General features: G+C 73.0%; 17 protein-coding genes. 10 read left to right on the top strand and 7 right to left on the bottom strand.

Annotated elements, in window-relative coordinates:
* Positions 1–98: 98 nt before the first annotated feature.
* Positions 99–1,391, top strand: coding sequence for a HAMP domain-containing sensor histidine kinase (locus ABGB18_RS04455; protein ID WP_347694023.1), 1,293 nt, complete (start codon positions 99–101; stop codon positions 1,389–1,391).
* A 66-nt stretch (positions 1,392–1,457) separates the two neighbouring features.
* Here ABGB18_RS04455 and ABGB18_RS04450 read toward each other — a convergent pair whose 3' ends face one another.
* Together ABGB18_RS04450 and ABGB18_RS04445 are read right to left on the bottom strand one after the other, a co-directional pair.
* A complete protein-coding gene (locus ABGB18_RS04450) occupies positions 1,458–2,231 on the bottom strand; it encodes an acyl-CoA thioesterase domain-containing protein (RefSeq protein ID WP_347694022.1) in 774 nt (257 codons plus the stop codon).
* 11 nt (positions 2,232–2,242) lie between these two features.
* Entirely contained in the window at positions 2,243–3,181 is a 939-nt protein-coding gene (locus ABGB18_RS04445) for a YafY family protein (RefSeq protein WP_347694021.1), read from the bottom strand.
* 51 nt (positions 3,182–3,232) lie between these two features.
* Here ABGB18_RS04445 and ABGB18_RS04440 point away from each other — a divergent pair, with 51 nt between their 5' ends.
* The 4 genes from ABGB18_RS04440 to ABGB18_RS04425 all read left to right on the top strand — a co-directional run bounded on the left by ABGB18_RS04440 (position 3,233) and on the right by ABGB18_RS04425 (position 7,001).
* Positions 3,233–4,309, top strand: coding sequence for an epoxide hydrolase family protein (locus tag ABGB18_RS04440; RefSeq protein ID WP_347694020.1), 1,077 nt, complete (start codon positions 3,233–3,235; stop codon positions 4,307–4,309).
* Between the two features lie 82 nt (positions 4,310–4,391).
* On the top strand, positions 4,392–4,820 hold the full coding sequence (locus ABGB18_RS04435; RefSeq protein ID WP_347694019.1) for a type II toxin-antitoxin system PemK/MazF family toxin: 429 nt from the start codon (positions 4,392–4,394) through the stop codon (positions 4,818–4,820).
* Between the two features lie 189 nt (positions 4,821–5,009).
* Entirely contained in the window at positions 5,010–6,134 is a 1,125-nt protein-coding gene (locus ABGB18_RS04430) for an FAD-dependent oxidoreductase (RefSeq protein WP_347694018.1), read from the top strand.
* Positions 6,135–6,212: 78 nt separating this feature from the next.
* A complete protein-coding gene (locus ABGB18_RS04425; RefSeq protein WP_347694017.1) occupies positions 6,213–7,001 on the top strand; it encodes a DUF3152 domain-containing protein in 789 nt (262 codons plus the stop codon).
* A gap of 98 nt (positions 7,002–7,099) precedes the next feature.
* Here the strand turns inward: ABGB18_RS04425 and ABGB18_RS04420 are convergent, their stop codons facing one another.
* Positions 7,100–7,675, bottom strand: a complete 576-nt coding sequence (locus tag ABGB18_RS04420) for a helix-turn-helix domain-containing protein (protein WP_347694016.1) — start codon at positions 7,673–7,675, stop codon at positions 7,100–7,102.
* Between the two features lie 120 nt (positions 7,676–7,795).
* On the opposite strand from ABGB18_RS04420, the gene ABGB18_RS04415 reads away from it, so the two are divergent.
* From ABGB18_RS04415 to ABGB18_RS04400, 4 genes are all read left to right on the top strand, one after another.
* Positions 7,796–8,584, top strand: coding sequence for an SDR family oxidoreductase (locus tag ABGB18_RS04415; protein ID WP_347694015.1), 789 nt, complete (start codon positions 7,796–7,798; stop codon positions 8,582–8,584).
* 87 nt (positions 8,585–8,671) lie between these two features.
* Entirely contained in the window at positions 8,672–9,793 is a 1,122-nt protein-coding gene (locus ABGB18_RS04410; RefSeq protein WP_347694014.1) for an MBL fold metallo-hydrolase, read from the top strand.
* Between the two features lie 68 nt (positions 9,794–9,861).
* Positions 9,862–10,788 carry a pirin family protein gene (locus ABGB18_RS04405; protein WP_347694013.1) on the top strand — a complete coding sequence of 309 codons (927 nt, stop codon included), beginning with the start codon at positions 9,862–9,864 and terminating at the stop codon, positions 10,786–10,788.
* A 201-nt stretch (positions 10,789–10,989) separates the two neighbouring features.
* Positions 10,990–11,322, top strand: a complete 333-nt coding sequence (locus ABGB18_RS04400; RefSeq protein ID WP_347694012.1) for a hypothetical protein — start codon at positions 10,990–10,992, stop codon at positions 11,320–11,322.
* 102 nt (positions 11,323–11,424) lie between these two features.
* On the opposite strand, the gene ABGB18_RS04395 is transcribed toward ABGB18_RS04400, so the two are convergent.
* Both ABGB18_RS04395 and ABGB18_RS04390 read right to left on the bottom strand, forming a co-directional pair.
* The gene (locus tag ABGB18_RS04395) at positions 11,425–12,426 is read right to left on the bottom strand and encodes a hypothetical protein (RefSeq protein WP_347694011.1); all 1,002 of its coding nucleotides are present in this window, start codon (positions 12,424–12,426) and stop codon (positions 11,425–11,427) included.
* Between the two features lie 89 nt (positions 12,427–12,515).
* Positions 12,516–14,204 carry a serine/threonine-protein kinase gene (locus tag ABGB18_RS04390; protein WP_347694010.1) on the bottom strand — a complete coding sequence of 563 codons (1,689 nt, stop codon included), beginning with the start codon at positions 14,202–14,204 and terminating at the stop codon, positions 12,516–12,518.
* Positions 14,205–14,338: 134 nt separating this feature from the next.
* Between ABGB18_RS04390 and ABGB18_RS04385 the strand changes: the two genes are divergently transcribed.
* Positions 14,339–14,977 carry a GNAT family N-acetyltransferase gene (locus ABGB18_RS04385; RefSeq protein ID WP_347694009.1) on the top strand — a complete coding sequence of 213 codons (639 nt, stop codon included), beginning with the start codon at positions 14,339–14,341 and terminating at the stop codon, positions 14,975–14,977.
* Positions 14,978–15,092: 115 nt separating this feature from the next.
* On the opposite strand, the gene ABGB18_RS04380 is transcribed toward ABGB18_RS04385, so the two are convergent.
* Together ABGB18_RS04380 and ABGB18_RS04375 are read right to left on the bottom strand one after the other, a co-directional pair.
* Complete coding sequence (locus ABGB18_RS04380) at positions 15,093–16,331, bottom strand: substrate-binding domain-containing protein (RefSeq protein WP_347694008.1); 1,239 nt, start codon at positions 16,329–16,331, stop codon at positions 15,093–15,095.
* The gene (locus ABGB18_RS04375) at positions 16,315–18,753 is read right to left on the bottom strand and encodes a glycoside hydrolase family 3 N-terminal domain-containing protein (RefSeq protein WP_347694007.1); all 2,439 of its coding nucleotides are present in this window, start codon (positions 18,751–18,753) and stop codon (positions 16,315–16,317) included. Before ABGB18_RS04375 ends, ABGB18_RS04380 begins: the two co-directional genes overlap by 17 nt.
* Positions 18,754–18,939: the final 186 nt, after the last annotated feature.

Here is an 18,939-nt window from a genome sequence, read left to right as displayed (position 1 = left end):
CTATGACTACCCGGCGCCGCATTTCGATAACGATGCGCATCACCCTGTTCACAGGAGTGGTGGCGACCCTTCTGTCAGCACTTCTGGCCGTGACCCTCATGATCGCGTTTCATCGATACGCCACGGGCTCGCTCATCGAGGAGATCACGGCGGCCGGCGGGCGGGTGGCCAGCGAGGTGGAGCGCCGCGAGCTGGAGACGCCACTCGTCCAGCACCGGGACCGCAACATGCAGGTCGTCGACCCAGGGGGGGTGGTCGTCGCCACGACACCGCAGTTGCGGGGCAAACCGGTGATGGCCGACTTCACCACCGACAGCAGGAACATCGTCAGTTCCGTCGTGTGCGGCGGTGTCTTCCCCGACGGGGAGTGTGACATCGTGGTCGCCCAGTCGGCGCACCGGGACGGCCGGGACTGGACGATCTACAGTTCCTCCCCCACGATCCCGCCGTACGTCGCCCCGTGGCTGGCCGGGGTCGTGGGCGGCACCGCCGTCGTGATGGCCGCGGCCATCACCTACCTGGGCCGCCGGGTCGTGGCCGCCTGTCTGCGGCCGGTGGAGGGCATCAGGGCGGAGCTGGACAAGGTCAACCATTCCTGTCCCGACCGCCGGGTCCCGTTTCCGCCCGCCCAGGACGAGATCCACGACCTGGCCGACAGCGTCAACCGGACGCTGAGCCGCCTGCAGGCCGCGATGGCGCAGCAGCGCCAGTTCAGCTCGGACGCCTCCCATGAGCTGCGCAGCCCCATCGCCGCGATCCGCGCCGAGGTCGAGGACGCCCTGCGGGCCCCCGAGGAGACGAGCCTGCGCAAGGTGGGCACCACCGTTCTGGGCAGCCTGGAGCGGCTGGAGGGCATCGTGGCCGACCTGCTGACCATCGCCAGGCTGGACGGCGTGGACAACGGCAGCCCGGGTAGAAAGGAGCCGATCGACCTGGCCCGGCTGGTGACGGACGTATGCCGGCAGCGCCCCCAAGCGGGCAAGACCTTCGAGTACGACCTCCACCCCGGCGTGACGGTGATCGGCGACCGGGCGCAGTTGTCGCGCCTGCTCACCAACCTGATCGACAACGCCGAGCGGCACGCCGCCAGCACCATCACCGTCCACGTGCGCCATGAGCCCAGCGCCCGGCGCGACATCCACCGCTTCCCGCACGGGATCGCCCGGATGGAGGTGATCGACAACGGTCCCGGCATCGATCCGGACAAGCGGGAGCTGGTCTTCCAGCGGTTCGCCCGGCTGGACACCGCCCGAGCCCGGGCCGCCGGGGGCACCGGCCTGGGCCTGCCGATCGCCCGCCAGATCGCCGAGGCGCACAAGGGCAGCCTCCAGATCGAGGACCACCCGCACGGCACCCGGTTCGTCCTCTGCCTGCCCGCCACCCAGCCCTAGCGACGGCCGTCCCCTGCCCGCCACACCGGCCCAGCGACGACTGACCCCTGGCTGCCCGCCCCGGGCTCAGCGGCCGGGGAGGGGTGCGGGGTTGGCCACGGCCGTCACCAGGCAGAACCCGAACGGCCCCGTCGTGTCGTGCAGGGTGACCTGACCCGTCGCCACCCCGGCGGCATTCAGGTGGCCGGTGGCCTCGACGCCGACGAGGTCGCCCTCGGGGAGCCGGGCCAGCGTCAGCGTGTAGTCGGCGTTGATGAAGCGCAGCCCGTCCGTCGCGGTGTTGCTGAGCGGGCTGGCGAAGTCGGCGGCCAGCGCCGCGCGGACGAACGGCGTCACCGGCTCCTCGTCCACCAGCGGGTGCGCCTCCCGCAGCCACACCCGCCCCGGCCCCGGCTCGCCCCAGCCGGTCACGCGCCACAGGTCGAACGGCGGCGTCCATTCCGTCCCCCTGACCGGCGGCCCGGCCGGCGGCGGCGCGTCCCACGCGGGCGTGACGAGGGACTGCGTGCCCTCGGGCGGCTCCCCCCGGCGCAGCAGCACGACGCCGGCCCGCCCGATCACCCCCTGGTCGGTGGAGATCGTCGCGTCGGCGACCCGGATCCGGCGCCCGTCCCTGACCAGGGCCGTCTCCACCGTGACGGGCAGCATCGGGCTGCTGCGGAACAGATCGACGGTCAACCGGGCGAACTGCAGGTCCGGCTCCCCGTACCGCTGCTCGATGGCCCGCGCGGCCAGCCCGCCGAGCAGGCGGCCGTGGAGCATGTCGGGGGACCAGGGGCCGCGGGCGTGCGGCGCGGGGACGAGCTCGTCCCGCTTCTGGGTGAAGAAGGCTGACGACACAGAACCAGATTCTAGAGCCCTGTCAGGCGTTTCCCGAGGGCGCGCAGGCTCTCCTTCAGCTCCACCGGTTCGAGCACCTCGAAGTCGACGTCGAGGAAGGCCACCACCACGGCCATCGGATGCAGGGCGTCGCCGCGCAGGGTGAGCAGGCACGTGTCCTCGTCCACCGGCTCCACCACGCCCGAGGTCAGGCCCGTCAGGCCGGCGGCGGGAGCGTGGATCAGGAAGCGGCCCTCGATCGGCCACATCTCGCGGGTCAGGCGGTTCTGTACCCAGGCGGCCACGTCGGCCTCGGGTGGTTCGCGGGGGATGAAGCGGGGGCCGTTCGGGGTGCGCAGGCGGATCCGGTCGGCGCGGTAGGTACGCCAGCCGTCCCGGTCGACGTCCCATCCGACGAGATACCAGCGGTTGCCCCTGCTGACGAGGCTGTGCGGCTCGGCCTTGCGGGACTCGCACGCGCCGTGGTGGTCGGTGTAGTCGAAGCGGAGCTGCTCGCGGTCGCGGCAGGCGGCGGCCACCCGGCTGAGCAGGTCGGCGTCCACGGTCGGGCCCTCCCGGTTGATCCGCACCATGTGCTCCTGCACCGCGCTCACCCGATGGCGCAGGCGGGCGGGCAGCACCTGTTCGAGCTTGGCCAGCGCGCGCACGGAGGTCTCCTCGATGCCGGTCACCGTGCCGTTCGCGGCGATGCGCAGGCCGACCGCGACCGCCACGGCCTCCTCGTCGTCGAGCAGCAGCGGCGGCAGCTCGGCGCCCGCGCCCAGCCGGTAGCCGCCGGCCACGCCGGGCGTCGAGCCGACCGGGTAGCCGAGCTCGCGCAGCCGCTCGACGTCGCGGCGCACGGTCCGCGGGGCGACGCCGAGCCGCTCCGCCAGCTCGGCGCCGCGCCAGTCGCGCCTGGTCTGCAGCAGGGACAGCAGGCGTAGCAATCTTGCCGAGGTGTCCAGCACACCCCCATTGTGGCCCGAATCTGACCGCATAGGTGCCTAACGTCCGTCTGCATGGACACTTTCGTCATCGACATATCGCAGGACCGCCTCGACGATCTGCGGGCTCGCCTCGCCCGTACCTGCTGGCCCGACGCCCTCGACGGGGTCGGCTGGTCGTACGGGGTGCCGCCGGGAGCGGTGCGGGAGCTGGCGGCGTACTGGCTCGACGGTTACTCCTGGCGTGCTCACGAGGCCAGGCTCAACGAGCTGCCGCAGTACACGACCCGGATCGACGGGCAGCTCGTGCATTTCGCGCACGTGCGCTCGGCCCGGCCGGGGGCGTTGCCGCTGGTGCTGACGCACGGGTGGCCGAGCACGTTCGCGGACTTCTCGCGTGTGGCCGGGCCGCTCAGCCGGGACTTCCACCTGGTGATCCCGTCCATCCCCGGCTTCGCCTGCTCCGGGCCGACGACGGAGCCGGGCTGGGGCGTGCGGCGGGTCGCCGCCGCCTGGGCGGAGCTGATGGACCGGCTCGGTTACGACCGCTACGGCTCCCACGGCGGCGACTTCGGCTCCCTGGTCTCCCCCGCGCTCGCCCGGCTGGCGCCGGACCGGGTGGTGGGCGTGCACGTGAACGCCCTGACCGCCTTCGTCACGGACGACATGTCGGGGCTGACGGAGGCCGAGGTGGCGCGGGCGCGCGGGGTCGAGCGCTGGCGCGCGGAGTTCTCCGGGTACGCCGCCATCCAGGGCACCAGGCCGCAGACCCTCGCCTACGCCCTGGCCGACTCCCCCGCCGGGCTGCTCGCCTGGACCCTCGACGCCTTCGCCTCCTGGGGCCGCGACGCCGGTGGGGTGCCCGCCGACGACCTCCTGACCGACGTCAGCCTCGCCTGGCTCACCGGCACGGCCGGGTCGTCCACCCGCATCTACCGGGAGAGCGGCGCGGACTGGGCGCCGCCCGCCACGCCCGGGACGACGCCGACGGGCGTGGCCGTCTTCCCGGGGGACAGCACGGTCAGGCGGTACGCCGAGCGGGCGCACAACGTCGTGCACTGGTCGGAGTTCCAGCAGGGCGGGCATCATGCCGCGTTGCAGGCCCCGGCGCTGCTGGCGGACGACATCAGGACGTTCTTCTCGGGCCTCTGAGCCCTGCCCTTCTCGGGCCTCTGAGCCCTGCCGCCGCCCGGCTCGGGTGGATTTCGCCGCCCTGCCCCCGTAGGCTCCCCCAATGCGTGATCCAGGTGAGGACCCCCGGCCGGCCCGGGGCGCGGTACGCGAGATCCATGTGCTCAACGGGCCCGCCACCCTGGCGTACTCCCCCGACCTCGACGGCATGGCCGACCCCGGCGAGATCGTGTGGGCCTGGGTGCCGTACGAGGAGGACCCGTCACGGGGCAAGGACCGCCCGCTGCTGGTGGTGGGCCGTACCGGGCGCCGGCTGCTCGGCATGATGCTGTCCAGCAAGGGCGACGACGGGCCCGACTGGCTGGAGCTGGGCGCGTGGGGACGCGACGACCGGGTGTCCTACGTGCGGCTGGACCGGGTGTTCGTGCTGGACGAGGACGGCATCCGGCGCGAGGGCGCGGTGCTCGACGGGGAGCGGTTCGCCCGGGTGGCGGCCAGGCTCATGAAGACGCACGGCTGGGGCGCCGGCTGAGCCGCACCGCCACGATCACCTGCGCGAACGCCGCGCCCGGGCCCGACACGAACGGCTCGCCCCGATCCGGCGCGCACGGCTCATCCCGGCCCGGCGCGAACGGCGCGTCCCGGCCCGGCGCGGCCCGGTTTCCGCGCAGGGCCCGGCCCGGGCATCGGTCGAGGTCAACAGGCTGAAATCATGGGATCCATGCGTGTTGTGGTGATCGGAAGCGGCATCGTCGGAGCCGGCGCGGCCTACTACCTGAGCGATCGGGGCGCGTCGGTGACCGTCGTGGACGGCGGCTACCAGGGCGAGGCGACGCAGGCGGGCGCGGGCATCGTGTGCCCGTGGGTGGACCATCCGGAGGACGACGACTGGTACCGGCTGAACCGCGAGGGCGCGCGCCACTACCCGGGGCTGGTGGAGGCGCTGGGCGAGGACATCGGATACGCCAAGGTGGGCGCCCTGCTGGTGGCCGAGGACCCGGCCGACCTGGAGCCCGTACGCGCCCTGCTGCGCCGCCGCCACGCCGCCGCGCCCGAAATGGGGGACGTCGTCGACGTCGACACCCCGGCCGAGTTGTTCCCGCCGCTGTCCGACACGCTGAGGGCGATCCTGGTCCCCGGCGCGGCCCGGGTGGACGGCCGCACGGTGCGTGACGCCCTGCTGGCCGCCGCCGTCGCCCGGGGCGCCCACGTGCGTACGGCCACCGCGACGCTCACCCCCGGAGGCCGGGTGCTCGCGCACGTCCTGACGGGATCCGACGGCCCGCGCCAGGACGCCGGCGAGTCCCCGGCGGGGCCGGGCGAGCCGCTCGACGCCGACGTGGTGATCGTCGCCGCCGGAGCCTGGACGGGCGAGGTGTGCCGGCCGCTCGGCGTCGAGCTGCCGGTGTTCCCGAGGCGGGGCCAGATCCTGCACGCCACCCTGGAGGGCGTCGACACCGCGTGGTGGCCGATGGTGCTGCCCCGGACCGGCCCGTACCTGCTGGGCTTCCCCGACTCGCGGGTGGTGATCGGCGCGACCGTGGAGGACGTCGGGTTCGCGCCTCGGGTCACGATGGGCGGGCTGGCCGAGGTGCTCGACGCGGGCCTGCGGCTGGCGCCGGGCCTGGCCGCCGCCACGGTGTCGGAGACCCGGGTCGGGCTGCGCCCGGTCTACGCCCCCGGCCCGGCCCTCATCGGCCGGCTCACCCCGCGGGTGGTGGTGGCGACGGGGCTGAGCGCGTACGGGCTGACGGCGGGCCCGGTCACCGGCAAAATCGTCGCCGCCCTGGCCCTCGGCGAGGAGCCCCCGATCGACATCACCCCGTACGCGCCGCCCACCGCCTGACCGGCTCTCCATCCCGGCTGCCGGCCCCTGCCCGACAAGCGTGACAAGCAGCAACGTAGGATCAGTTTTCTCCCCACTGTGACTCGTGGGGAGGCCACGTTGCCGCTGTTCGCGCCGCCGGCGCCACTGGTCCTGCCGCTCCTGCTGGTCGTGCTGCTGGTGCCGGCCGGTTGCGGCACCGCGCCGTCCCCGCCTCCCACGGCCGCGCCCTCCACGCCCTCCACGCCCTCCACGCCCTCCACGCCCGCGCCGCCCCCGCCCTCCCCCACGCCCCGGCAGCGTGCCCGCCCGCCGGAGCCGGAGGTGCGGGTGCCGTTCGCGGCCTCGGGCACGTACGCCGTCGTGCCCGGCGGCGCCCCCGCCCGGCCCGGCCGGGGCGAGGTGGTGCGCTATCTGGTGGAGGTCGAGCGCGGCCTGCCGTTCGACCCGGACGCGTTCGCGGCCGCCGTGCACCGCACGCTCAACGACGTCCGCGGCTGGGCCCGCTTCCGGCGCGTCGACCACGGGCCGGTACGGGTGCGCGTCGCCCTGTCCAGCCCCCGCCTCACCATCCGGGAATGCCTCCCACTGCGCACCGGCGGCGAGCTCTCCTGCTGGAACGGCACCCGCTCGATCATCAACGCCCGCCGCTGGGCGAAGGGCGTCCCCCAGTACGACGGCGACCTGGCCGCCTACCGCCACTACGTCATCAACCACGAGGTCGGCCACAGCCTGGGCCACGACCACCGCCCCTGCCCCGGCCCCGGCCACCTCGCCCCGGTCATGACGCAGCAGTCGAAGTCGCTGGGCCGCTGCCGCCCCAACCCCTGGCCCTTCCCGGGCCGCCGGCCCGAGGAACCGGACCAGGCCGACGCCCGCCGCCCGTGACCACCGGAGCCGGCTGGGCCCCTGGCCCGCGGGCGGCGCCTGTCATGAGCGGGGCCGGCTGAGCCCTGGCCCGTGCCGACGCCCGTGACCCACCAGGGCTAACTGAGCCCCTGGCCCGTGCCGACGCCGCGGAGCAGCGTGTCCACCAGGCGGGTGGCCATGGCGTCGGCGTCTCCGTCGCGGCTTTCCGCCGCCTCGTGGATCAGCGCGTAGTAGACCCGCCGGGCCCACTCGGGGTCCACGTCGGCCCGCAGCACCCCCGTATCCCGCGCCCGCTGGAAGAGCCGCGAGCAGCGCTCCTCGACGTCCGCGTGCACCCTGGCCACCTCGGGGTCGTCCGACAGCGCCCGGCTCATCGCGAACCCCCAGTCGAGCTTGACCCGCAGCACGTTGGCGGTGGCCTGGTAGAGCGCGACCAGCGGCGGCGTGCTGTCGGGGTTGGCCGCCTCCACGGCGGCGGCGAACTGCCGGGTCGCCCACGCGGCCATCGCGCCCACCAGCGCCTCCCGCGAGGCGAACCGCCGGTGCACGGTCGTGCGCGCCACCCCGGCCGCCTCGGCGATCTGCTCCATGCTGGCCGCCGGATTCCTGCTCAGCACCCGCTCGGCCGCCTCCAGGATCGTACGCACCGTGCGCTCGGCATCGGAGCGTAGCGCCCGCGTCGTCTCACTCACATCCGACAGGCTACTCCACCGTTCCCATTCCGCGGTCAACTTGCATCACTCATGTTGCAAGTCTATGGTTTAGGGCGTCCAGTAAGACGCAATTCTTGCTCCGAGAACGAAGGAACTGTCATGGACATGCGACTCACCGGCGGCACCGCCGTCGTCACCGGCGCGAGCAGGGGCCTCGGACTGGCCATCGTGCGAGCGCTCATCGCCGAGGGAATGCGCGTCGTGGCCGCCGCGCGGACGATCTCCCCCGCCCTGAAGGAGAGCGGCGCCACGGTGGTGACGGCCGACCTGTCCACCGCCGGCGGCCCCGCCGAGGTGATCGAACGGGCGCTGGCCGAACTGGGCGAGATCGACCTGCTGGTCAACAACGTGGGCGGCGGCGACGGGGGCGAGGGCCAGACGGACGGCTTCCTCGGCTTCGACGACGAGGCATGGCGCAGCACGTACGACCTGAACTTCCTGAGCGCCGTGCGCGCCACCCGCGCCGCCCTGCCGAGTCTGCTGCGGCGTGGCGGCACCGTGATCAACATGTCCTCCATGGGGGCGCGGATGCCGCAGTCGGGCCCGATGCCGTACACGACGTCCAAGGCGGCGCTGACGGCGTTCGGCAAGGCGCTGGCCGAGGAGTTCGGCCCGCAGGGGGTGCGGGTCGCCACGGTCTCGCCGGGGGCGGTGCGCACGTCGCTGTGGGAGGACCCGAACGGGTACGGCGCGGCGGTGGCGGCCGCGCACGGGATGGAGCACGAGCAGTTCCTGGCGGGGCTGCCGTCGAACGCCGGAATGACGACCGGTAGGTTCATCGAACCGGAGGAGGTCGCCGCGCTGGTGACGTACCTGGCCTCGCCGCATGCCGGGAGCATCAGCGGCGCCGACTACGTCATCGACGGCGGATCCATCAAAACAACCTGAACTATCGCGATATATCGTAGAAAAAACACTTGGGGATCCCGCCCGGCTGGGGGGCGGGACGCACAGATTTCCTGGGGAGTGTGGGCTATGGCAGGCAAGCGGACGGCGTGGCGGATCCTCACGGGCGGCGCGGCCCTGGCCGCGGCGGGCTGGGCGTTGCGCGAGGTGCCCGCCGAGCTGGGGGTGCGGCCGCTGACGTCGGGGCCCGAGCGGGCGGCCAGGATGCGGCGCTCGCCGCAGTTCCGGGACGGTGTGTTCGTCAACACCATGCCGGAGCAGGGCCACGCGATGACCACCCCGCCCGTGAGCCTGATCGGCGAGCTGGCCAAGGACAAGGAGCGCCGCCGGCCCGCCGGTCACGTCCCGCTGCGCTTCCCACCGGCCACCCCGCCACCCGCCGACGGCCTGCGCACGGTCTGGTACGGCCACGCCTCCACGCTGGTGGAGATCGAGGGCAGGCGGGTGCTGTTCGACCCGGTGTGGAGCAGGCGGCCCTCCCCCGCGCAGTTCGCCGGGCCCAGGCGGCACCATCCGGTGCCCGTTGAGCTCACCGAACTGCCGCAGGTCGACGCCATCGCCATCTCCCACGACCACTACGACCATCTGGACATGGCCACCGTGCGGTCGCTGACGCGTACCCAGAAGGCGCCCTTCCTGGTGCCGCTGGGCATCGGGGCGCATCTGGAGCGGTGGGGCGTGCCCGCGTACCGGATCGTCGAGCTCGACTGGGAGGAGGAGGCCGAGGTGGCGGGGCTGCGGTTCGTGGCCGCCGCCGCGCGGCACTTCTCGGGGCGGGCGTTCACCCGGAATGACACCTTGTGGGGGTCGTGGGTCGTGGCCGGGGCGAGCAAGCGGGTGTTCTACGCGGGTGACTCCGGATATTTCTCGGGATATCGCGGTATCGGGGCGGCTTACGGGCCGTTCGACCTGACTCTGATGCCGATCGGCGCCTACAGCCCCGCCTGGCCGGACATCCACATGAACCCGGAGGAGGCCGTCAACGCCCACCTCGATCTGGGCGGCGAGCTGCTGCTTCCGGTGCACTGGGCGACGTTCACGCTGGCCCTGCACCCGTGGGCGGAGCCGGTGGAGCGGCTGTGGCGGGAGGCCAAGGCGCGCGACGTCAAGATCGTGGTGCCGCGCCCCGGCGAGGGCGTCGACACCGCCGACGCCCCTCCCGTGGACGGCTGGTGGGAGACCCTGAGCTGACAGCCCCTCCCCGGCCGGAGGCCCCTGGCCGGCGGGCTCCCGGCCGCCGGACCCCGTACAGTCTTCTGGTGAGCAACCTGGAGCTTGATCCGCGGGAGATCCGCTGCGGCACCGACGCCGGCACGGACGGCGAGGTGCTGCCGGGCCGTGAGGTGCCGCTGGGCGGGCCGCGTGCCATGTCGGTGAGCCGGACGCTGCCGGGCGCGCACCGGCGCATGATCGGCGCATGGTGCTTCGTGGACGCCTACGGCCCGCAGCGGGCCGCCATGCGGGTGCCGCCGCACCCGCACACCGGCCTGCAGACGGTGAGCTGGCTGGTCGAGGGCGAGGTGCTGCACCTCGACAGCCTGGGCAGCCGGCGGCACATCCGCCCCGGGCAGCTCAACCTGATGACCGCCGGCCGGGGCATCTCACACTCCGAGGAGTCGCCGGAGACGGTGTTGCACGGGGTGCAGTTGTGGGTGGCGCTGCCCGGCGAGCACCGGCACGTGGACCCCGGGTTCGAGCACCATCCGAGCCTGCCCGTGGTCTCGGGGCCCGGCTTCGAGGCGACCGTCGTCATGGGGACGCTCGGCGGCGCGTCCTCACCCGCCACCGCCTACAGCCCGCTCGTGGGCGCCGAGATCACCGTGGACGGCGCGGGCCGGGTGCCCCTGTCGGCCGGCTTCGAGCACGGGCTGCTGCTCGACGGCACGATCGAGGGGCTGGAACGGGGCTCGATGGTGTATCACGCACCGGGGCGGGACGAGCTGCGGCTGGCCGGGCGCGGGCGGATGCTGCTGATCGGCGGCGAGCCGTTCGGCGAGGAGATCGTCATGTGGTGGAACTTCGTCGGCCGCACCCACGACGAGATCGCCGCGTTCCGGGCGGAGTGGATGGACGGCCTGGACTCCGGCACCTCCGCCTTCGGCTCGGTCGCCGGATTCGACGGCCCTCCGCTGCCCGCCCCCGTCCTGCCCGGCACCCGCCTCAAACCCCGCGGCCGCGTACGCTAGCCCCTTCGCAGCACCCGGTGCCCGCACCCAAGACGGGCAGGCAGGACGGATGGCTGGTTGCGTTGCGTGTGGGCGTGGAGACGCCGACGCCGCCCCAGCATATGCGGATTATGAGGGCCGAATCTTACAAACGACTTTCACAGGGCACGATCAGCCGCCATTACTCTCCGAAGCCGATCGATCACTATTAGGCTTCTCCGCATGTCCGTCACGCTCGATCAGCTCGACCGTCGCGTCACTCACCTGGAGCGACACACCGAAGACATCCGCGCGATCTCATCCGACGTGTCCAAGCTCTTGGACAGAACCGACGAGATCCTTGTGACCCTGGAGGAGCACACACAATCGATCGCCAAGCTCGAAGAAGAGGTCGACGGACTCGATACGCGCACAGCGGGTCTGGAGACACAGATGACGGGCCTGGAGACGCGGATGACGGGCCTGGAGGTCACGCAGACCCGCATGTTCACGGCCCTGTTCACGCACCTCGGCATCCCGATCCCCTCGGGAGATGAAGCAGCGGGTCTCAACTGACCATCGCAGCGTGCCCCCGACCCTGTACGGGGGCACACCCCTTGATCAGGCCGGTCGTCGCATCCCACCAGAGCTCCCGAGGAACAACCCGGCGGCACCCCGCTACTGCACCGAAATGTGCGGGTGATCGTAGTGGTTGGCCGTCGTGCCGCCGCGATCGGACATCATCCGCCAGCCGCCCGTCCTGACGTGCCAGATGCGCTGCCGGTAGATGATGTACATGATCCCCAGCCGCTTGGCGTTCTTGATCGCCCACTCGGCGATCTCGTCACCGCGTTTCAGCTCCTCGCCGGATGGCATCGCACCGCCCCGGCTCAGCATGAAGTCGCAGGCCCGTCCCAGCGGATGCTCACCACCGTCCTGGATGGCCCGGTAACACCCGACCCCGTACGGCACCTCGAACCGCTGCTCGATGAGCATCTTGACCAGCCGCATCCTGGGCGTGATGTTGTCGGCTCCCTCGGGAAGCTGCGGCACCCACGTGCCGTCGGGCCGCCGTACCCCCGGTGCCGTGTAGAGCTGGTCGATCTTGTCCTTGATGCGCTCGATCGTCTTCTCGGCCTTGTCCTTGCGTTCCTCCAGCTCGTCGACCGTCCGGGCGAGCTCCCCGGCGCGGGCGGCGGACTCGTCCTTGGCCCGCTGGTGGTCGTCTCTGACCTGGGCGTACCCGCGTAGCCGGGCGTCCTGGAGCGTGATGAGGTGCTGGGTGAGCGCCATCCCGCCGAGGAGGGCGGAGGGGTCAGGGGCGCCGGCCAGCAGGGCGATCTGGTCGGGTTGGCCGCTGGTGTACTGGGCGACGGCCATGGTCCTGAGCGCGACGGACTCGCGGTCGTACACCTCCTGGGCGACGGCCAACTTCTCGCGTGCCGATTTTTCGGCTTTTTCAGCTTTCTGCTGGGAAATGCGGCTGTTGTAGTAGTCGGCGATGAGCTTGTCCGACTCCTTCTGGAGATCGGTCAGTTCCTTCTTGAGCTGGTTCACCGTCGGTTTGGGCTCGGCCCGAGCCATGGTCTCGCCTCCGGCCAGCATGAGCCCCGTGGTGAGGGCCGCGACGAAGGTCCGCGCCGGGCTGGGCAACCGGCCGGTGGGAGGCGCAACCGCCACACTTCTCCTTACCAAGAGCCGCAGGGCGGTTCCGGTCGGGAGCTATTCGGTCCGGCTGACGCCCTCTATCCCACGCCGATGGTAGGGGATCACACGTCTCCGCACTTCATTTCCGATTTTTCGGTATCTCGCCGCCGCCGTACCCTTCGAGCCACGATCTGCCGGCCGAGCAGCGCCGAGCCCGGCACCACCACCAGGCCCAGCAGGCTGGAGCCGAGCCCCAGTCCCACGTCGGCGTCCAGCAGCCCGTCGCCTTCCCCGCTGAGAATCGGCACGTTGAGCGACACCTTCACGGACACGGAGACGAGCGGCTCCCTCTCCCTGGCGGGCGGCGGCGTCTCCGGGTCCGGCGGCCGCGTGGCCGGCGGCTGGGTGGGGGACGGATCGTCGCCGGGCGGGGAGGTCGTGGGCGGCCTGGTCGTGGGCGGGGCGGTCGTGGGCGGGGCGGTGGTGGGCGGGCGCGTGGTCGCGGGCGTACTCGGACGGGTGATGGTCGGTCGGGAGGTCGGTCGAGAGGTCCGTGTCGGCGTCCGAGTCGGCTCGCGCGTGCCGCGCGGCGGCGGCTCCATCCTGGCTCTCGTCGGCAGGGGCCGCCCCTCGGGCGGCACGGCCGGGTCCGTACCGGGCTGGTCCGCGTGCGTGACGGGCGGCGTCTCCCTGAGGGAGGCCGGAGGCGTGCTGCTCGGAGACGGCTCGGGGGGCGCGGACGTCGGCGGGGCGGGCGGCTCGGTGAGCGACGGCACGGTCCGTACGGGCGGGAGGGCGACACCGCTCTCGGGCTCCGGCGTGTCCCCCAGGATCACGAACGCCGACACCACCGCCGCGGTGGTCGCCAGCACCAGCCCGCCCGTCACCGCGAGCTTGGACGCCGGCGTGAGCGCGCTGTGGAACAGGCTGGTGCCGCCGTTCGCGGCCGCCTGCGGCTTTGGCAGCAGCGCGGCGAGCGGCAGCGTCAGGATCCCGAGCCCGGTCCGTCCGCGCAGCTCCCATTCGTCCCCGTACGCGTCGCGCGCGACCTCCTCCAGCTCGGCCAGGAACGCCTCCGCCGACTCCGGCCGGTCGCCGGGCTCCTTGGCCAGGCCGTGCTGGACGATCGGGCGCAGCGGCTCCTCGACGTCCTCCACCGGAGGCGGGGCGTGCTGGTGCTGGTAGGCGAGGGCGGCCACGTTCTCGCCCTGGAAGGCCCGGTGCCCGGTCAGGCACTCGAAGAACACCAGCGTCGCGGCGTAGACGTCGGTCTCCGGGCCGGCCGGGGCGTCGTCCCACTGCTCGGGCGCCATGTAGGTGGGGGTGCCGACGAGGGCGCCGGTCTCCCCGGAGTGCGCGGCGACGCCGAAGTCGACGAGTTTGCTGTCGCCGTCCTGAGTGATGATCACGTTCTCCGGCTTGAAGTCACGGTGCACGACCCCGCGCCGGTGGGCCTCGGCCAGTCCGAGCAGCGCCCCCTTCAGCACCGCGAGTGCGGACTCGGCGCCGGTCCCGCCCTCGTGCTCCAGCAACCGCCGTAACGTGACGCCGTCCACCAGCTCCATCACGATGACGGCGTCGTCCCCGGCCTCGACGTAGTCCAGCAGGCGAGCGGTGTACGGGCTGTCGATCTCCCGGATGACCTGGGCCTCCGCCCGGAACCTCGCGACGAACTCGGGATCCTGGCGCAGCGCCTCGGACAGGTGCTTGATCGCGACCGCCAGCCCGTCCGAGTCCCGTACGGCGAGCATCACCCGGCCTGTCCCACCGTGCCCGAGTTCCCGGATCTCGGTGTAGCCGGGAACTTCCATCTGGGACCTCCTGACCGGATAAAGATCCTAATGTCAGGAAGCTAACCGGTGTAACGCCATGTGTCGACCCCCTTCGCTCGAGTGACCACGCCCCTGCCGCAATCGATATTTTTACTACTCCCTATAGTAGGCTCGTGTCGATCACTGATCATCTCCGCCGCTGGCTCGGCGCCTGGCCTCCCACCGAAAGGCTGCTGGTCACCGGTTCGCAACAGCGCACCATCCCCGCCTGGGACGGCCGCGTCCACCCGGCGCTGGGCGTCGGTACACCCGACGGCGCGGTCCTGTCGGTGCCGCCCGAGCACGTGGACCAGGTGGCCGCCGCCCGCACGCGCGCGGAGGTCCCCAAACTGGTCGGATACGGCGAGCGCGCCTGGTTCGAGGCCGTCTACCGCTGGACCGACAGCCCGGCCCCGCTGGCGGACGCCGGGCAGTGGCTGCCCGCCACGGCCCCCGGCGTTCCCGACTGGCTGTTCCCGTTCGGCGGTGAGGTGCTGGTGGCCGTGGATCCCGAGACGGGCCGGCATCTCGCCGGGGTGGGGATCAAGCGGCACGACGCGTACGGGTGCGAACTGTCGGTGGTGACGTCCCCGGCGGCGCGCGGGCGGGGACTGGCCCGGCGGCTGGTGGCCCAGGCTGCGCGGCGGGTGCTGGACGAGGGGGCGGTGCCGACGTACATGCACGCCGCCACGAACACCGCCTCGGCCGCCGTCGCCACGGCCGCCGGCTTCCCCGACCGCGGCTGGACCGCCTTCGGCGTGGCCGAAAAATAACCGAACGCTCCCTGCCCGCCCCGCCTGCCCGGCGCCGATCACGACTACCTCGGTCTCCTCCACGATCCGTGAAACCCCGGGCGGCTCCTCCTCTTCCCGCCGGCCGCGTGAACCCCTAGGCGTGGCGATCGGGTGCGGACTTCCCTTCCGCCGCGGCCGCCCTGGTGGACGGCTTGCGTGACACACGGGACGACCTGGGGATCGACGGCGGAGAAGCCGGAACGGCCGGCGGGACCGGCGTGACATGCTCGGGCGCCGCGCCGGCGGCCCCCGCGCCGGTCCGCGAGGCCGGCACGGGGGCCGACCCAGGGGGCGGCACGGGGGCCGTCGAGCCGCGGACCACCAGCTCGGTGGCCAGTTCCATGTGGTGGGACTCGATCCGCTCCCCCGCCACCAGCCGCAGCGCCGTCCGCAGCGCGACCCCGCCCATCTCCCGCAACGGCTGCCGGACCGTGGTCAGCGGCGGCGAGGCCATCTGGGCGATCTGCGTGTCGTCGAAACCCACGATGCTGAGGTCCTCGGGAATGCGCAGCCCCCGGGCCCGGGCCGCCTCCATGATGCCGAGCGCCATCTCGTCGCTGCCCGCGAAGATGGCCGTCGGCGCCACCGGCAGGTCGAGCACGGCCGCCCCGCCCACCACCCCGTCGTGATACCGGAAGTGCCCCGCCTGCACGTAGCCGGGCGGCACGACCGCGCCCTCGGCCTCCATGGCGGCCCGGTAGCCGTGCAGCCGCGCCTGGTTGCAGGCGGCCGGCGCCGGGCCCCCGACGTACGCGATGCGCCGGTGGCCGAGCGACAGCAGGTGATGGGTGGCGGCCAGCCCGCCGGCGAAGTTGGTCGAGCCGATGCTGGTCACCCGGGTCCGCGGCAGGTTCAGCGGGTCGATCACGACCAGCGGCAGCCGGGCACGCGACAGCGCCGCGAGCTGCCGGCCGGTCAGCTCGCTGGTGACGGCGATGAGCGCCCGCCGCCCGGCGGCGGCCAGGTCGCGGGCCCATCCGACGGTGCGGTCCGTGCCCTTCCTGATGCTGACGACGACCCCGACCCCGGCCTCCGCCCCGGCCGCCACCGCCCCCTGGATGATCTCGGTCGAGTACGCGTTCAGGTACGTGTCGAACTGAACCTCGATGGAGGCCACCCCGGCCTTCTCGGTCCGCCGGGGCGCGGGGGCGACGTACTCGTGCTGCTGCAGCAGCGACTGCACCAGCGACCGGGTGGCGGGAGCCACGTCGCTGCGCCCGTTGAGCACCTTGGACACGGTCGCCACGGACACGCCCGCCGAGGCCGCGACGGTCGCCAGCGTCGCCCGCCTGGGGCCGACCGGCGCCGCGGCGCGCCTAGGACTGTCCGGCATCTCCACCCCCCAAACCTGGCCGGCGGGCCGGGGAGCCCACCTCCACCGGTGTGGCGAGCCTCCGCCCACGGCCGACGTGCCGCGCGGGGCCGGTCAATCGTATGCTGCCCCGGCACGGCAGCTCCGCGGCGGAGGTGCCGACGAGCACCTCGACGTCCCCGGGCTCGACGATCCGCCGCAGGTCGCGCCCGGTGAACGCGGTCCGGTCGGCGTGCACCCGGAAGCACACGCCGGTGCTCTCACCGGGCTCCAGGCACACCCGGGCGAACCCGGCGAGCTGCCGGACCGGCCGGGTGACCTGGGCGAGCACGTCGTGCAGGTAGAGCTGGACGACCTCCGTGCCCGCCCGGTCGCCGGTGTTGCGCACGCTGACGGACACGGTGAACTCCCCGTCGGTGGGCACCTCGGTGTCGCTGATCCGCAGGTCGCCGACCTCGAAGGTGGTGTAGGAGGCGCCGTACCCGAACGGGAACAGCGGCGTCGGGTCGAGGTTGCTGATGCCGTGGCTGTCGGCCCCGAGCGGCGGCTGCAGGTAGGTGCCCGGCTGGCCGCCCGGCGAGCGGGGGATCTGCACGGGCAGCCGGCCGCCGGGCTGGACCCGGCCGGAGAGCACCCCGGCGATCGCCGCCCCGCCCTCCTCGCCCGGCATGAACGCCTGCACGAGCGCGGCGGCGCCGGCGTGCGTGTCGCCCAGCGCGTACGGGCGGCCGGAGACGACCACCACGACGACCGGCGTGCCGGTGGCGAAGAGCTCGGCCAGCAGGTCGGCCTGCACGCCGGGCAGCCGCAGGTCCTCGGCGTCGCACCCCTCGCCCGAGGTGCCCAGCCCGAACAGGCCTGCCAGGTCGCCCACGACGGCCACGCACAGGTCGGCCGCGCCCGCCGCGGCCACCGCGGCGGGGAAGCCGGAGCGGTCGCCGCCGCGTACGTCGCAGCCGCGCTCGTGGGAGATCTCGGTCCCGGGCAGTTCGGCGCGCAGGGCGTCGAGCACGCTGGGCGCCTCGATGCCGAGCCCGAGCCGGGGGTGGCGGGGCAGCACGTGGTTGGGGAAGGCGTAGCAGCCCATGAAGGTCCGGGGGTCATCCGCGCCGGGCCCGACGACGGCGATCCGGCCGGGCGCGGTGCGGCCCGCGCCGATCAGCGGCAGGGCGGTCCCGGCGTCGAGCAGGATGACGGACTGCTCGGCCATCTCGCGTGCCAGGTCCCGGTTGGCCGGCGAGTCCAGGTCCACGCCGCCGGCGGCGGCGACCGAGCCCTCCGGGGTCCAGCCGGGGTCGAGCAGCCCGAGTTGGACCTTCTGTGTGAGCAGGCGGCGGGCCGCCCGGTCGATCAGCGACTCCGGCAGCTCTCCCCGCCGCACCCGCTCCACCAGGTGCGGCCCGAAGCCGAGCCGGTCCGGCAGCTCGACGTCGATCCCGGCGACCAGCGCCAGCTCCCCGGCCTCGTCGGTGTCGGCCGCGATCTGGTGCATCGTGGCAAGGAACGGGATCGCCCAGTAGTCCGACACGACCGTCCCGGTGAACCCCCACTCCTCCCGTAGCACCTCGGTCAGCAGCCACGTGTCGGCCCCCGCCGGCACGCCGTCCACGTCGGAGTAGGCGTTCATCACCGAGCGCGCCCCGCCCAGCGCGATGGCGGCCTCGAACGGCGGCAGGATCATGTCCATCAGCTCCCGCCGTCCCATCGGCACGGGGCCGTGGTTCCTGGCGGCCCGCGAGGCGGAGTAGCCGGCGAAGTGCTTGAGGGTGGCGACGACCCCGGCGCTCTCCAGCCCGCGCACGTAGGCGGCGCCCAGCATCGAGACGAGGTACGGGTCCTCGCCCATGGTCTCCTCGACCCGCCCCCACCGGTAGTCGCGCACCACGTCCAGCACCGGCGACAGCCCCTGGTGCACGCCCACAGCGGCCATGTCCCGCCCGATGGCCGCGGCCATGCGCTCCACCAGGCCGGGGTCGAACGTGGCGGCCCAGGCGATGGCGGCCGGGTAGACGGTCGCGCCGTAAGTGGTGAAACCGGTCAGGCACTCCTCGTGCACGATCGCCGGGATGCCCAGCCGGGAGCTCTCGACGACCGCGCGCTGCAGCCGCGCCACCTCCGCGGCGCCCTCGGACGCGCTCACGGGCGCGCTGCCGAACACCCGGGTCAGGTGGCCGATGCCGGACCGGATCGCCTCCTCCCACGGGACCGTGCCCGAGGCGGCGAAAACGTCCTGCATCGGTGCCACGTTCAACGTGTCGGCGTCCGGCTCGGGCGCCTCGTCCAGCATCTCGTTGCCGATCCACCGGCTGCCGAGCTGGCCGACCTTTTCCTCCAGGGTCAACTCCCCGAGGAGAGCCTCGACTCGCTCGGCCACGGGAAGCGCCGGGTCCTGCCACGGGCGAAGGACCTGGTCCGCCGCGGGAGTCCGATCAAGAGCCGTCATGTGCTCTCCTTTTAAGTCCGCTGTCGCAAGCTTTTCGAAATATTTCGACCGCCGGACGACATCGCGCCGAAACTACAGGGCCGGCCCGAAAATGACCAGCAGCCCGGGCCAGAGTACTTTACACGCGCCTATACCAAGGTGGAGAGTGGTTTCCCAGCGACACTCTTGACACGTCGTAAGCCGAAA

This window comes from Nonomuraea sp. B12E4 (genome assembly GCF_039871825.1).
Lineage (GTDB): Bacteria > Actinomycetota > Actinomycetes > Streptosporangiales > Streptosporangiaceae > Nonomuraea.
The sequence above is the reverse complement of the archived record's forward strand: the minus strand, read 5'-3'. Positions and strand labels throughout refer to the sequence as shown.

Coding starts and splice junctions, on each gene's coding strand:
- ABGB18_RS04380 (WP_347694008.1), bottom strand. CDS start 16,331: ATGCCGGACAGTCCTAGGCGCGCCGCGGCGCCGGTCGGCCCCAGGCGG.
- ABGB18_RS04400 (WP_347694012.1), top strand. CDS start 10,990: ATGTCCGTCACGCTCGATCAGCTCGACCGTCGCGTCACTCACCTGGAG.
- ABGB18_RS04375 (WP_347694007.1), bottom strand. CDS start 18,753: ATGACGGCTCTTGATCGGACTCCCGCGGCGGACCAGGTCCTTCGCCCG.
- ABGB18_RS04415 (WP_347694015.1), top strand. CDS start 7,796: ATGGACATGCGACTCACCGGCGGCACCGCCGTCGTCACCGGCGCGAGC.
- ABGB18_RS04435 (WP_347694019.1), top strand. CDS start 4,392: ATGCGTGATCCAGGTGAGGACCCCCGGCCGGCCCGGGGCGCGGTACGC.
- ABGB18_RS04390 (WP_347694010.1), bottom strand. CDS start 14,204: ATGGAAGTTCCCGGCTACACCGAGATCCGGGAACTCGGGCACGGTGGG.
- ABGB18_RS04410 (WP_347694014.1), top strand. CDS start 8,672: ATGGCAGGCAAGCGGACGGCGTGGCGGATCCTCACGGGCGGCGCGGCC.
- ABGB18_RS04430 (WP_347694018.1), top strand. CDS start 5,010: ATGCGTGTTGTGGTGATCGGAAGCGGCATCGTCGGAGCCGGCGCGGCC.
- ABGB18_RS04440 (WP_347694020.1), top strand. CDS start 3,233: ATGGACACTTTCGTCATCGACATATCGCAGGACCGCCTCGACGATCTG.
- ABGB18_RS04455 (WP_347694023.1), top strand. CDS start 99: ATGATCGCGTTTCATCGATACGCCACGGGCTCGCTCATCGAGGAGATC.